This is a genomic window from Methylovorus sp. MP688 (assembly GCF_000183115.1).
Classification (GTDB): domain Bacteria; phylum Pseudomonadota; class Gammaproteobacteria; order Burkholderiales; family Methylophilaceae; genus Methylovorus; species Methylovorus glucosotrophus.
Map to the genome: position 1 here is coordinate 2725645 of NC_014733.1, position 15511 is coordinate 2741155.

The 15511-nt window shown below is 56.3% G+C and carries 8 protein-coding genes and 3 pseudogenes; all 11 read right to left on the reverse strand.

Going from position 1 to position 15511, the window contains the following annotated elements:
- Positions 1–3 precede the first annotated feature (3 nt).
- Positions 4–2175, reverse strand: coding sequence for a methyl-accepting chemotaxis protein (locus MPQ_RS12915; RefSeq protein ID WP_013443411.1), 2172 nt, complete (start codon positions 2173–2175; stop codon positions 4–6).
- A gap of 62 nt (positions 2176–2237) precedes the next feature.
- Positions 2238–2924, reverse strand: coding sequence for a DUF2490 domain-containing protein (locus MPQ_RS12920; RefSeq protein ID WP_013443412.1), 687 nt, complete (start codon positions 2922–2924; stop codon positions 2238–2240).
- 1 nt (position 2925) lies between these two features.
- Positions 2926–3453: a chemotaxis protein CheW gene (locus MPQ_RS12925; protein WP_013443413.1), complete on the reverse strand. Its 528-nt coding sequence runs from the start codon at positions 3451–3453 to the stop codon at positions 2926–2928.
- Between the two features lie 9 nt (positions 3454–3462).
- Positions 3463–5219 (reverse strand): annotated as a pseudogene (locus MPQ_RS14310) (methyl-accepting chemotaxis protein).
- 57 nt (positions 5220–5276) lie between these two features.
- Positions 5277–7457 carry a chemotaxis protein CheA gene (locus tag MPQ_RS12940; protein WP_015831166.1) on the reverse strand — a complete coding sequence of 727 codons (2181 nt, stop codon included), beginning with the start codon at positions 7455–7457 and terminating at the stop codon, positions 5277–5279.
- A gap of 24 nt (positions 7458–7481) precedes the next feature.
- Positions 7482–7802 carry a lipid asymmetry maintenance protein MlaB gene (locus tag MPQ_RS12945; RefSeq protein ID WP_015831167.1) on the reverse strand — a complete coding sequence of 107 codons (321 nt, stop codon included), beginning with the start codon at positions 7800–7802 and terminating at the stop codon, positions 7482–7484.
- A gap of 37 nt (positions 7803–7839) precedes the next feature.
- Positions 7840–8208: a response regulator gene (locus tag MPQ_RS12950; protein WP_013443418.1), complete on the reverse strand. Its 369-nt coding sequence runs from the start codon at positions 8206–8208 to the stop codon at positions 7840–7842.
- Between the two features lie 35 nt (positions 8209–8243).
- Complete coding sequence (locus MPQ_RS12955) at positions 8244–9233, reverse strand: methyl-accepting chemotaxis protein (RefSeq protein ID WP_013443419.1); 990 nt, start codon at positions 9231–9233, stop codon at positions 8244–8246.
- Between the two features lie 364 nt (positions 9234–9597).
- Positions 9598–11104 (reverse strand): annotated as a pseudogene (locus tag MPQ_RS12965) (efflux transporter outer membrane subunit).
- A pseudogene (locus MPQ_RS12970) lies at positions 11101–14233 on the reverse strand (multidrug efflux RND transporter permease subunit). The pseudogenes MPQ_RS12965 and MPQ_RS12970 overlap by 4 nt, the downstream one beginning before the upstream one ends.
- Before the next feature lie 32 nt (positions 14234–14265).
- Positions 14266–15417 (reverse strand): MexX/AxyX family multidrug efflux RND transporter periplasmic adaptor subunit, encoded by a 1152-nt coding sequence (locus tag MPQ_RS12975; RefSeq protein ID WP_013443421.1) that lies wholly within the window; start codon positions 15415–15417, stop codon positions 14266–14268.
- Positions 15418–15511 lie beyond the last annotated feature (94 nt).

Here is a 15511-nt window from a genome sequence, read left to right on the forward strand (position 1 = left end):
CCCTTAGAACTTCACAAATTCAGCGTCGTCGGCATCCTCTAAACTCGATGTCACAGCCTCAGAGGGCGGGGTATAAGCCGCTGCCTTGGGCTTGGCCGTTTTCTTGGTGTTGACGCGCTTGGATGAGGAGTCACTGTTCGAGATGCTGAAAAAGCCGATGAGCTCCTGCAGTTGCTCGGCCTGCCCGCTCATTTCCTCGGCGGTGGCAGCCAGTTCTTCGCTGCCGCTGGCGTTCTGCTGCGTGATCTGACTCATCTGGTTCATGGCGACATTGATCTGCGATGCACCGCTGCTTTGCTCCTGGCTGGCGGCGGTAATTTCCTGCACGAGATCACTGGTTTTGTTGATGTTGGGCACCATTTCTTCCAGCAGCTTGCCGGCTTTTTCTGCGGTACCGACGCTACTTTCAGCCAGCTCGCCAATTTCCTGCGCCGCTACCTGGCTGCGCTCGGCCAGCTTGCGCACTTCGGCGGCCACCACGGCAAAGCCCTTGCCATGTTCGCCAGCACGGGCGGCTTCAATAGCAGCGTTCAATGCCAGCAGATTGGTCTGATAAGCAATGTCATCAATAATGCTGATCTTGTTGGCAATGCTCTTCATGGCAGCGACTGTCTGTAATACAGCAGCGCCACCTTCATTGGCATCCGCAGCCGCCTTGGCCGAAATACCCTCGGTCACTTTGGCGTTTTCGGTGTTCTGGTTGATGGAAGCGCTCATCTGCTCAACCGATGCACTGGTTTCTTCCACGCTGGCTGCCTGCTCGTTGGTGGCTTGTGACAAACTCTGCGCCGTGGAGCTCACCTGCTCGGATGCACTGGCAATGCCGTCCGCCGAATTGCGCACTTCTGCCACCACCTGCGAGATTTTTTCGATGGTGTTGTTGACCGTTTGCTTGAAGTCTTCCAGCTGACCTTTGTAATGGCCATCCACGGTCTTGGTCAGGTCACCTTTTTCCATGGCCTGCAGTACCGAAATCGCCTCGTTCAAAGGCACAATGATATTGTCCAGCGTGGTGTTGATGCCTTGTACGATGGTGTGGTACTCGCCCTTGTGCTTGGAAGCATCGGCACGATAATCCAGCTTGCCCTCGGCAGCAGCGCCAATCAGCTGACGGGTATCGGCAGACACGGCTTTCAGATTGCGGCGCACCTGCTCGATGGTCTGGTTGATAAACACCTTTTTGCCGGGCAATTGCTCCATAGGCGCTTCAAAGTTACCCTCGCCAAATTCCTTGAATACCGCCATGGCCTTCTTGTTCATGGCAATGTGGCCGCCCACCATGGCATTCACGCCACTCGCCATGGTCCTGAAATCGCCCTGGAATTTATCCGCTCCCATCGTCACGTCAATATCACCGGCATCGTGCTCATGCGACATGTGATTCATGTCGGCAATAAACCCTTTCAGGCTTTCCAGCATGGTTTTCATGGCACCCTGCAATTGGCCGATTTCATCCTGGCTGGTAATGGCAACATCACTGGAAAGATCGCCGCGGGCAATGGCTTCCGCCACGGATACGGATTTATTGAGGCCGGTGACAATGCCCTTGGTGATAATGAAGCCAATCACAATCATCAGCACCAGGATGCTGACCGCCACGATGTTGGACATGACTTTGGCACTGCTCTTGGCTGCCAGGGCTGCTTCTGCCGACTTGGTGGCAATCTCAATGTTGTATTCCATCTGGGCGATCAGGCTGGTGGAAACCTTTTCGGCGTTGGGCACATTGGCGTTCAGGGCTTCGCGCGCACCTTCCTGATTGTGCTGGCGGGAAAGCTCCACCGCTTTTTCAAGCCCGGGCAGGTAGTCGTTCAGGGCTTTGACGTTTTCTTCCAGCATGTCGCGGTCTTTATCATCGGCGATCATGCCTTCCTTTTCGTATCTCTTGAATTCCTTGAGAATATTGTCCCGCGCTTCTTTGATCTTGGTTTCGATCTCGGCCATCTTGGCATCATCGTTCATCAAGGCATGCCGATACGCTCGGGCGCGCAGGTAACCAAAATTTTCGTTGGCGCGGCTCAGCGTCACGATGCTGGGAATACTATTGGTATTGGAGACATTGGTTGCGTCAAATACGTAATCCATCCGGTTCTGGCCCAGCCACGCCAGAGTGATCAGGCCGATCAAGGCCACAATTACCAACAAACTCATTTTTTTCGCAACAGTCATTCTCATTTTCAATCTCCAACCCATAAATTTAGATTTATAAAATATGCTCAGAACATTTCTGTGTCCGCTTAAAAATTGACATTCAACACCCCTGACAAGGTATGGTTCATACGGTCATCCGTCGATGTGCGGATGTACTGGTTCAGATAGCCCCACTCGGTCTTGACGCTGGCAGACAAATCATGGGATACGCCCAGGAAAAGCCGGTTTTGATCAAAGCCACTGCGTGCGCCCCAATCGGTATGATTGGTATTGAAAAACCCCTCATCCCAGACCACGACCCCCCATCTCTCGGACAAGGGATGGGTCATGCGCAGCATCTGCCGCAGCCGGTAACCGGTATCTTCAAACTGCTCCACCCGCCGCTCTTCCAGACGCAGGCGGGCAGACAACGAGGTTGAGCCGATAGGCTCGAATGCATAGAGCAACTGCTGCCACAGGCGATGCTCATCGCGTATATCGCCACTCACCAGGTAGTTGCGGATATAGCCATAACCCAACCAGGCACTGAGGTTTTTGGATACCTTGTAATTGATGGCGGGGCGCAGCAGCAGGCTATCAATGTGCTCGGCATTCTCACGAAAGCGTGGCTGGATTTCGGCATACCAGCGCCAGCCATCGGCAGGCAGCTTGCCCTGCAGGGTCAGGTTGAGCCACAAGCGATTGTCCTCATCCGTCGCAGCGGCAGCCAGGCTGGCAAAGCCCAGGCTAGCGATGAGCAACAGCGATGGCAGGACAAAGCGCGTGGACATCATGCTAGGCCTGCACCAGCTCAGCCATCTCATCCACGGACAAGACCTGGTTGACATTGAGGATGATCACAAACTTCTGGTCGACCTTGCCCATGCCATCAATGAAGTCGGTGCGTATCTTGGCCCCGAACGACGGCACTGGCTCAATCTGGTCGCTGGCGATTTCCAGTACTTCATTCACCGCATCCACCAGTACGCCTATCACTTGTTGTACGTCTTCGTGCTCCACTTCAATGATCACGATGCAGGACTTTCTGGAGATGGCGGCCTCACCACGCGCAAAGCGCGCAGCAAGGTCAATCACCGGGACCACGGCTCCACGCAGGTTGATCACCCCGCGGATAAACGAGGGCATTTTGGGCACGATCGTGAGATTGCCGTATTCGATAATCTCCTTGATGCTGAGGATATTGATGGCAAAGATCTCCGCCCCCAGCATGAACGTCAGGTACTGCTGCTGATCTTCCAGCGCCCGGCCGCCCGCCACCAGGCTCTGCCCGGTGGCTACTGCATGTTTGACTGTTTCCACCATGATGGCTCCTTAGAACTTCACAAACTCGGCGTCTTCGGCCTCATTAAAACCAGGCGAGGCCTGAGCGGCTGGTGGAGCGTAGGCGCCGCCTTTGGACTTGGGCGCTTTTTTGGGTGCGGCACGCTGGAAGGATGAACCTGTTTCCTTGATATTGAAGAAGGCGATCAGCTGTTGCAATTGCTCGGCCTGACCACTCATTTCCTCGGCGGTGGCGGCCAGCTCTTCACTGCTGCTGGCGTTCTGCTGCGTGATCTGGCTCATCTGGTTCATCGCCACATTGATCTGCGCAGCACCACTGCTTTGCTCTTGGCTGGCAGCGGTGATTTCCTGCACCAGATCACTGGTCTTGTTAATATTGGGCACCATTTCTTCCAGCAATTTGCCGGCTTTTTCGGCAGTGCCTACGCTGTTGGATGCCAGCTCGCCGATTTCCTGCGCGGCAACCTGGCTGCGCTCTGCCAGCTTGCGCACTTCGGCAGCCACCACGGCAAAGCCCTTGCCGTGCTCGCCAGCGCGGGCGGCTTCAATCGCGGCATTCAGCGCCAGCAGGTTGGTCTGGTAAGCAATGTCATCAATGATGCTGATCTTGTTGGCGATGCTCTTCATGGCTTCCACGGTTTGCACCACGGCAGCACCACCTTCGTTGGCATCGGTAGAGGCTTTAGCCGAAATTCCTTCAGTGACCTTGGCGTTTTCGGTGTTCTGGTTGATGGAAGCACTCATCTCTTCCACCGAAGCACTGGTTTGCTCCACGCTGGCGGCTTGTTCGTTGGTGGCTTGCGACAAGCTCTGAGCAGTCGAGCTCACCTGCTCGGATGCACTGGCAGGTTGATGGAAGCACTCATCTCTTCCACCGAAGCACTGGTTTGCTCCACGCTGGCGGCTTGTTCGTTGGTGGCTTGCGACAAGCTCTGAGCAGTCGAGCTCACCTGCTCGGATGCACTGGCAATGCCATCGGCTGCGCTACGCACTTCGCTGACAATACCGGAGAGTTTTTCCACCATGGCCTTCATCGCGGCCAGCATGCTGGTAGTGTCACCTGGCTTGGTTTCCACCTGCATGGAAAGATCACCGGATGCCACTCGGGTTGCGACTTCAGCAGCGTAATTTGGCTCGCCACCCAATTGCTTGAGCAGGTCCCGCGTAATCAGAACGCCGATGATGGCGACCACAATCAATACGACCACGGTAATGATCATGGAATTGAGAACTGCGGTACGCTGAATCGCCACCGCTTCGGCAGAAGCGTTATTGCCAATTTCGACGTTGTATTGTCGATCGGCATTAATCATCTCGTGGACTTTTGCGAATACGTCCTTGGAAGCAAACGTGTATTTGCGTGCTTCCTCAATTTTGTTTGCCCGTGACAAAGAGAGTAACTGCTCTCTCACCGGGTCATATTCCTTCAATGCAGAACGAATGTCTTTGATGAGCGAAGCGTCCTTGGCATCTGTGATGTTGTTTTTTTCGTACTTGTCGAGCGCCTCATCCATTTTTGCGCGATGTTCCAACACTGTCTTATCCAGCTGAGCCATGGTGGCGTCGTCAGTATTGATCACGTGCTGATAAACCGTTTCCTGCAAGTCAGAGTAGGATTTGCTCAGATCATCCAGCACGATAATACTGGGGACGGTATTGATCGTGACATAGTTGGTTTTCTCAAAAACCTGATTGATGTAGTACTGCCCGCTGAAAGCGAGAACGATAAGTCCAATAACGGCAATGGACAGTAACAGGATCATTTTTTTCGCAACTGTGAGTTTCATTTTGGTCTCCAGAGACAAGAGTTTTTAGGATTAAGTAGTCGTTGCTAAATACGTTATTCAGCTGGCATCAGAAATTTGTGCGTTTGCCGCATGTTCAGCCTCCTGCATCATGCTGGGCACATCGACAATCAGGGCAACACGGCCGTTGCCAAGAATGGTGAAGCCACCAATTCCCCTGATTTTGTTGAGTACTTTGCCAAGCGGCTTGATCACGGTCTGTAATTCCCCCATTAATTGATCTACGACTATCCCCATTTTGCGATCACCAAACTGAACCACGACCACATTCTCCCGACGAGGTGGCTCGCCAGTTATCTCAAAGTGTTTCCGCAAACGCAGGTAAGGCAGCACCTCGCCACGCAGATTGATAAAGTCGGCGTCGTTTTCCGCGTTGTGACCGGCTTGCGTTACGGGTAGCTCAATGCACTCGATCACCATATCCAGCGGCACGACGTAGGAAGAATCACCGACCTCTACCAGGAAGCCATCAATGATGGCGAGTGTGAGTGGCAAACGTATGCGCATGGTGGCGCCTTCGCCCAGCACCGACCGGATTTCGACCGTGCCACGCAAGGCTTCGATATTGCGACGCACCACATCCATGCCCACACCACGGCCGGAAAGATTGCTGACCGCATCGGCGGTTGAAAAACCGGGCTCGAATATCAGGTTGTAAATTTCATTTTCGCTAAGTATCTGGTCTGGCTTGATCAGCCCGCGCTCCACAGCCTTGGCAAAAATCTTGTCTTTGTTGAGGCCGCCACCATCGTCACTGACTTCGATGATGATATTGCCGGAGTCATGATAGGCATCGAGCTTGAGCGTGCCCACCACGGGCTTGCCGCGCGCAACACGCACATCCGCTGGCTCAATGCCATGGTCCATGGAATTACGCACCAGGTGGGTCAGCGGATCGCCGATTTTTTCCACCACGGTTTTATCAAGCTCGGTTTCTTCACCGCTGATTTCAAGCTGGATGTCCTTGCCCAGCTCGGCCGATACATCACGCACCACGCGCTTGAACTTGCTGAAGGTGCCACCAATCGGCACCATGCGCAGCGAAAGTGCGGAGTCACGTATGGTTTCCACCAGACGCGAAATGGTGGAGGTAGATTCCAGCAGATGCGGCAAGGCTTCTTTCTGGGCGATGAGGCTGGCTCCCGAGCTGGCAATGATCAGCTCGCCCACCAGGTTGATGAGTTGATCCAGCTTGTTGGCATCCACGCGAATCAGGCTGGCTTCTGCCGTTTTCACGTCCTTGACAGCTTTTTGCTTGTCGAGGGCAGCGGCCACTACCACCGGCTGCACCACATTCTGTTCGATCAGCACTTCGCCGATCGGCTTGGCTTGATCGGGGGACTCGACCTGTCGCTGGCTGGCAAGACCATCTTCCAGCTCCTGGCGGGTGAGGGTGCCGCATTTGATCAGCAGCTCGCCCAGACGCATATCGTCGGCGGGCATGCTTTGTATCAGCTCTATGTATTCGGAGATCTTGCTGCGCGGTGGCAGGATATGGATCAGGCTGCCTTCGCGCACGAAATCAAATACGCTTTCAATCTCGGCTTTGTCGGCGTTGGAGCTGAAGCTGATCTCAAAACCGAGATAGCAGGTTTCAGGGTCCATGGCATCCAGCGGCGGCAGGGTGTCGGTGAGGGTGATGATGCTGACCACTTTGCCCAGGGTGCCCAGATAGCGAATGAAGGACAGGGGGTCCATGCCATTGCGCAAGACATCCTGATTGAAGCGCAGCGAGAGGTGCCAGTTATCAGTTTCTACCGGCGTGCCGCCTTCGGATTCGTAAGGGGCTTCATGTTCCACCGGCAGGGTGGAGGCACTGGGCGGGGGGGTATCACTGAGGTAGATGGAGAGGCCGGCTTGCAGGATGGCAGAGCCTTCCAGCAGATCGTTATCCGGCTCCTTAAGCTGTTCCAGATAGCTCACCAGCAAGCCAATGTGGTCGCACACCTGCAGCATGAGGGCAACCAGTGGCGGGTCCAGCGGGATTTCGTTATTGCGTACCTTGTCCAGCACGCTTTCGGCCACGTGGACAAAAGACACGATGTGGTCGAGACCAAATAACCCGGCAGAGCCCTTGATAGTGTGAGCCGCGCGAAAAATGGCGTTGATCGCTTCTTCGCTGGCCGGGGCTTCTTCTGCCGACAACAAGGCAGCTTCCATGCTTTCAAGCAGCTCGCGACATTCAATGATGAATGTCTGCATTGCGTCATCTAAACTCATTACAACCCCCAAAAACTATCGTTATTATTCGCTTGCAGTCAGTACAACCTGATCGCCGAAAAAGCCTGCCAGGTCGGTCGCGTCCAGCACTTGCTGCACTGTCTCGCTATGGCCGGTAATGCTTAATGTGGACCCGGTTTGCTGCGATCTCAGCTTGGCCGAGACCAGCAACTGCAAACCCGATGTATCAATTTCCGTGACATTGGTGAGGTCAAGTTCCAGCGTGTGGCACTGGGTGACCGGGGGCAGGAGGGCGGCGTGATATTCGGCTGCCTCGAAAATCGTCATTTCACCTTCAATGACGACATGGCCCATGGCTCCATTAATGTTGACAGTAATCGTCATGGCATCGCTTTCGTAAGTATCGAAGCCTGAGAAATGCTCAGGGCATGATGAGCTTGGAAACCGCCATGAGCAGCTGCGCAGGCTGGAATGGCTTGACCACCCAGGCCTTGGCGCCAGCAGCCTGGCCTTCCAGCTTTTTGCTTTCCCCGGCTTCGGTAGTCAGCATGATCACCGGTGTGAATTTGTAAGCAGGCAATTGCTTGACGGCTTTCACAAAGGTAATGCCATCCATATTCGGCATATTCACATCACTGACAATGAGGTGCACTTTCTGACCGGTAAGCTTGGACAAAGCGTCCTTGCCATCAGCACCTTCCAGCACGCTGTATCCCGCGCCTTCCAATGCCAGTCGAACCACTTGCCGCAGCGTCGTTGAGTCATCGACGATCATGACTGTTTTGGACATTTACTTCCCCTCTTTGAACATGGACTAAAAATGGGCTAAAAAAACGTGATTTCGTTATCTGCATCGTTATTCGGCAACGCGGCAACCGAAGCATGACCACTGTGGATATTAGTCTGCTCGGGCATGGTGTAACTGTTCTGCATGCGGCCCAGCCAGGATTGCGGATCAATGTAAGCAGTGCCGGAGGCCACCTCCTGATGCAGCATGTTCAGCTGCTCGGACACATTGGCCAGAATCTGGCTGACCCTATCCTGGAACTGCAGCGATACCAGCACTTGCGCAATCTCGCCGCCGATATGCTTGCTCTCGCTGCGGGCGGTCTCGGCAGATGCCGTCAGCTCATCGGCCTGATGCTTGAACTTGCCGAGCACATCATTGATGGCGGTTTCGGCGTTTTGCACCATGAGCTGGTCGTTTTCGGAATACTGCTTGGACATGGCCAGGGTTTCGGCAATACCGCCATTTACGCTCTGCACCTTGTCGGCAATGTTTTTGCCCACACGGGCCGAGTTGCTTGAAAGCTTGCGCACTTCATCCGCCACCACGGCAAAGCCGCGGCCCAGCTCACCGGCGTGGGCGGCTTCAATCGCGGCATTGATCGCCACCATATTGGTCTGCTTGGCGATCTGACCCACGGTATTGGCCAGCTCTTGCAACTCGCGCGTCACATTGGCAAGTTGCTGTACGGTGTTGAGCAGGATCTTTTTTTCTTCGAGGGAATTACGCAGGCTGGAGGTGATGTCGTTCAGTTGGGTCTGGCTGTCGCGTAGCAGGCTAACGATGCCATGTTCACTTTCATTGCCCTGCGAGGATTTAATGGCGTTGTTGATGCGCTGTGAGAGATTGGAGAAACGACTGACGAGCTGGCCGACCTCCTCCTCGGTATGCTGCCGGGCAAACTCCACCTGCCCCGACCATATCGGCAAAACGCTGTAGCAGAGATCTGAAAGCCCTACGATTTCAGACTGCCCAGCCTCCTGCATGCCATCTTGCATGGCGGTCATGCTGTTGTCGTTTCCACTCACAATTAAATCCTTATTTATCTGGCAGCATAAAAGCTGCTCTTATCGGATGACAGGATGCCACCCAGTCTTCATGTCAGGATTTTCCCCGTATCCAATATTTTCAATTTCTTGATAAGACTCAGGAAAAGAGTGCAGTTTGCGTGTTTGATGCAATTAGCCGACATTCCTCATGCATTGGATGAAGAGTCGGATATAACTTGCCCACGTCTTAAAAGCCATTACGGCAGCAAGGCCAGCTTTCTTTAATGATTCGTGAGGCCTGTTACAAAAAAATGATGCTATCCCAGAAAGAACCGGGAGTTGTGCGGATGAGCTTGAGCGGGGCTTGAATGCCCGACGGTGGAAAAGCGCGGCTGACGACCACTCAGTGGCCGCCAAGCGCCTTGTAAAGATTGATCTTGTTGACGAGGCCGAGCTGCTTCAGCTGCACCAGTTGCTGCTCAGAGTCATACAGGCTGCGTTGCGCATCCAGTAGTTCGAGATAGTTAGCAACCCCGCGCTCATACCGGCGCGTCGCCAGGCGCAAGCGTTCGCGGTCCGCCTCGGCAATGCTGGCTTGCAGGGCAATCTCGTCTTCGATCTGGCGGCTGACCACCAGCACATCGGCGACTTCGCGAAATGCGGTCTGTATGGTTTTTTCATACTCGGCCACGGCCACATCCTTGCGTACCACGGCCAGATCAAGACTGGCCTGATTGCGACCGGCATTGAAAATCGGCAAGACCAGCTGCGGCGTGAAACTCCACACACGATCACTGCCGCCGCCAAACAGGCGCAGCAAATCGTCATTGATCAGCCCGGCACTGGCGGAGACTGGCCTGATTGCGACCGGCATTGAAAATCGGCAAGACCAGCTGCGGCGTGAAACTCCACACACGATCACTGCCGCCGCCAAACAGGCGCAGCAAATCGTCATTGATCAGCCCGGCACTGGCGGTGAGTTGAATGCGCGGGAAGAACGCCGCACGGGCAGCGCCGATATTGGCATTGGCCGCCAGCAGGCGATGCTCGGCCGCCCGGATATCCGCCCGCTGCTCCAGCAGTTGCGAGGGCAAGCCTGCCGCAACGGTTTCCATCTGCACATCATTGAGCGCTTTGGGTGGCAAGGCCTCTGCCGGAGCGCCATCGCCGACCAGAAGCTGCAAGGCGTTGATGGCCTGCGCCTGCTCACGCGCCAGCGCCGAGGCACTGGCTTCGGCTGTCTTGGCCTGAATCTCGGCGGTTTTAAGTTCTATGGCGTTATCCAGACCGCCTTCATAGCGCCGCTTGATTCGGCTGAGCGATGCCTGGCGCGATTTCAGCGTCTCCTGCGCGACGGTTAAGCGTTCGTTCAGGGCCAGCAGGTTTACATACGCGGTTGCCAGCTCAGCGACCAGGCTGGTTTGCACGCTCTCACGGGCATCCTGCGTGGATAAGAATTGTTCCAGTGCAGCCGCGGAGAGATTCTTTACCCGACCAAAAAAGTCGAGCTCAAAATCGGTGACATTCACCCCCGCCCGGTAGAAATCGGTATCAAACTTCTGCCCCTGCGTGAGCACGCTGCGGCTGCGCTCATAGCCCAGCGTGCCATTGACCGTAGGCAGGCGATCGGCTTTCTGGATGCCATATTGCGCGCGCGCCTCTTCAATGCGCAGCACCGCCACGCGCAAATCCCGGTTGTGCTGTAGTGCCCGCTGAATCAGCGCCTGCAGCTCAGGATCAGGAAAATACTGGGCCCATTGCAAGGCATCGGCGCTGGCTTGCGCTTCGGTGGCGACCGGGTAGGAAGACGGCACAGGCAAGGCCGGCCGGGTATAGTCTGGCGCCAGCGAGCAGCCACCCACACACAGCCATGCCATACCGGCCATCCCCCAGGCTAAGGTAGTTCTCATACGGATGCGACGTCCTTGTCAGGCGGTGGCGAGCGTTTGATATAACGCCCGATCAATGCGAAGAAAAGCGGTACCAGGAAGATCGCCAGCACCGTGGCCGAAATAATACCGCCCAGCACACTGGTGCCGATGGCGGACTGCGCGCCCGAAGCCGCACCGGTAGCCAGTGCCAGCGGCAATACGCCCACGCCAAACGCCAGTGAGGTCATCACGATGGGACGCAAGCGCTGGCGCGAGGCTTCAACGGTGGCATCGATGATATTCATGCCACCCGCATACAGATCCTTGGCAAACTCCACAATCAGAATGGCGTTCTTGGCGGACAAGCCTATGGTGGCAATCAGGCCGACCTTGAAGTAAATATCATTCGGCATGTCGCGCAGGGTCACGCCGAGCAGGGCACCCAGTACGCCCAGTGGCACCACCAGTATCACGGATAGCGGGATCAGCCAGCTTTCGTACAAGGCGGCCAGCGCCAGAAAGACGATCAGTATCGATACCCCGAACAGCATGCTGGCCTGACTGCCGGAGAGTTGCTCTTCATACGACTGTCCCGCCCACTGAAAGCCGATGCCCTTGCCCAGTTCGCGGCTCAGGCGTTCCATTTCGGCCATGGCTTCACCACTGCTGCGGCCCGGCGCCGCGCTGCCGTTGATGGTAAATGCAGGATAGCCATTAAAGCGGGTGAGCTGGGGCGCGCCGGTGGTCCAGCTCATGGTCACAAACGACGACAGCGCAACCAGCTCGCCCTGGGCATTTCTTACCCGCAGATTATTCAGATCATCCAGGCTCTGGCGACTATGGCCCTGGGCCTGCATTATCACGCGCCGGATCTGGTTGCCATAGACAAAATCACCTATGTAATTGGAACCGAACATGGTGGCCAGCGTATCGTTGATGTCATCCATGCTCACGCCCAGCGCGCTTGCCTTGCGGCGGTCGATATCCAGCCGCACCAGCGGTGCATCCGGCAGACCGGCAAACATGAGGTTGGTGACCGCCTCGCTTTTGGCACCGTTGGCCAGCAGTTTGTCTCGCGCTGCCGCCAGGGCTTCCTTTCCGATATTGCCACGGTCCTGCAAGCGCAAATCAAAGCCGCCAGTGGAGCCAAGCTCGGGCAGCGGAGGCGCATTCAGGGCAAAAATGGTCTGATTGGGCCGCCCGTAAAACCGCATATTGACGCGGTCCACAATCGCCTTTACCTGCTGCTCAACCGCCGTGCGTTCTTTCCAGTCGCGCAATGTAACGAACAGCATGCCACTGCTGGTGCCGGTACCGTAGATACTGAAACCACCGACTTCGAATACGTATTCAATCGGCTCGTTCTTTTGCAGGTATTGGCTGATTTCGCTCAGCACGGCGTCGGTTTCCGCCATGGTCGCGCCTTGCGGCAGCATGACCACCACCATGAAATTGCCCTGGTCTTCATCCGGCAGAAATGCCGTCGGCAAGCGCACAAACAGCAGCGCGACCACCGCCAGTATGCTGCCGTACACCACCATCCAGCGTATGGGCTTTTGCAGGATTTTTTTGGTGCGGCCCTGGTAATGGTCGGTCAGCCAGGCAAAGCGGCGGGGGAAAGCGGTTAAACCAGCCGAAGAAGCCGCGACTGCCATGCGCATCGCCTGGGACAATCGGTTTCAGCAGAGTGGCGCAGAGCGCCGGTGTGAGCGATAGCGCCAGAAACGCCGAAAAAGCGATGGATACTGATAGCGACAAGGAGAACTGCCGGTAGATATTGCCAACTGCACCGCTGAAAAATGCCATGGGGATAAACACCGACACCAGCACGACGGTAATGCCGACAATCGCCCCGCTAATCTGCGACATGGCCTTGACGGTAGCCTCGTATGGCGAGAGCCCCTCTTCTGCCATCAGGCGCTCGACGTTCTCCACCACCACAATCGCATCGTCCACCACGATACCAATCGCCAGCACCATGCCAAACATGGTCAGCACATTGATGGAAAAGCCCAGCGCGTACATGACGCTGAAGGTGCCCATGAGCGCAATCGGCACCACCACGGTAGGGATCAGCGTGGCACGGAAATTCTGCATGAAGAGATACATCACCAGAAACACCAGCACGATGGCTTCCAGCAAGGTGTTGAGTACCTTTTCAATGGAGATGCTGACGAAGGCCGAGGTGTCGTAAGAAATCTGGTAAGTCACGCCCGGCGGGAAATACGTCTGCAGCTCATCCAGCGCGGCGCGTATACGTTTGACGGTGGCCACGGCATTGGAGCCCGGCGCCATCTTGATCGCCATGCCTGCGGCATTCTTGCCATTGACCTTGGATGAGAAGGAGTAATCGCTGCTGCCCAGCTCCACCTTGGCGAGGTCTTTGACCAGCAGTGCCGAGCCATCGCCATTGGTACGCAGTTGCACATTGCCAAAATCCTCCGGCGTGGCGAGCACGGCATCCGACTCAATGGAGGCGCTGATGGGGGAATTTTCCGGCACGCCATTGGCGCCTATCTGGCCCACGGTCACCCGTGCGTTGTAGCTGCGAATGGCCGAGGCAATATCCGCCGCTGTCACGTTTAGCGCCGCCATTTTTTTCGGGTCCGGCCAGATGCGCATGGCGTATTCCGGGCTGAAGGATTGCACCTTGCCCACGCCCTGCACGCGGCGCAGCGTCTGGATCACATTGGCCGAGGCGAGCTCGCCCAGGTCCACTTCGCTGGTTGAAGCGTCATCCGCCGTCAAGGAGACAATCAGCTGAAAACTGTCCGCCGACTTTTCCACGGAAATGCCATTGCGGCGCACAATTTCTGGCAGTCGCACTTCGATGGTTTTCAGACGATTCTGCACATCCACCGCGGCAAGGTCGGGATTCACCCCTTGCTTGAAGGTGAGGCTGAGGCCAGCCGAGCCCTGGCTGCTGGTGGCCGAGATGTACATCAGGCCCTGCACACCATTCATCTCGCGCTCGATCACCGAGGTGACGGTTTCTTCCACCACGCGTGCCGAGGCACCGGGGTAGCTCGCGCTGATATTCACCACGGGCGGCGCAATGTCCGGGTACTGGGCTATCGGCAGCCCACGTATCGCCAGGATGCCGGAGAGGATGATCAGGAGGGCGATCACCCAGGCAAACACCGGGCGATCAATAAAAAATCTGGCCATATCGTTGCCTTGGGTTCTTTAAACGGCTTGCATCATGGGTTCTGGGCTGCAGCAGGCGTGACTTTTACCTGCGCTCCCGGGGCCAGCGTGGCGACGTTGGTTGTGACGACGCGGTCACCCGGTTTCAGCCCTTTCACCACGACCCACTCGCGACCCTGCATGCCGCTGGTCTGCACTTCCACCGGCACTACCTTGTCATCCTTGTCCAGCGTCATCACCTGGGCAGCTTGGGCGGTTCTGATCAGCGCATCGCGCGGGATCAGAATGGCATGCGGATTCACCGCCTGATCCAGCTTCACCTGCACATAGGCGCCGGGGAAAAGCTCGCGGTCCGGATTATCAAACAGGGCACGCATGGCCACCGAATCCGTGGTGCTATTGACGGCAAGGTCGGAGAAGTAGAGCTTGCCCTTACGCGCGTACTCCGAGCCATCAGGCAGGATCAGGCGCACGGTAATCTGCCCCTGTTTCTTGCCTTGCACCTGGCCAGCACGCATCGCCCGTTGCAGCGCCATGACATCTGCCGCCGGTTGCGAGAAATTCACGTAGATCGGATCGATCTGGTCTATGGTGGTCAGCGGGGTGGGGCTATCCTGCCCGACCAGCGCGCCTTCGGTGACCAAAGCGCGGCGGGCAATGCCATCAATCGGCGCCGTCACGCGCGCATATCCGAGGTCCAGATTGGCACGGTTGAGCCGGGCTTTGGCAGATAGCAGGGCCGCGCGCGCCGCCAGCTCTTCAGAAGCGGCTACCTTGTAATCGCGCTGGCTCACCGATTGATCACTGACCAGATCCTTGTAGCGCTCCAGCTTGTCCACGGCATTCAGATGATTGGCTTCGGCCTGCGCCAGCGCGCCTGCAGCGTCCTCACGGGCGGCGGCCAGGAGTTCCGGGTTGATCAGAAACAGCGGCGTACCTTTTTTGACTTCCTGACCTTCCTGATAAACCCGCTGGGTGACGATGCCCGCCACGCGGGCCCGCACTTCCGCCTGGCGATAGGCTTCAAGACGGCCGGGTATCTCGGCTTCCATGGTTACCGGGGTTTCGGTCACCTGGATGGCCTGCACTTCTATCGGGGCAGCGCCCGACGATGCGGCCTGATCACCGGAAGAGCAGGCGCTCATGAGCCCGAGGACGGACATCGCAGCCAGCAGCTTGCGCCACTCTCCTGAAAAAACACCCATAACTGACATTTCCAACGGATAAAGAATGGGGCATGATAGCCCAGCCCAGATAATCAATCAATCGTGACTGATTAATTATCGGGTGTATACTAAG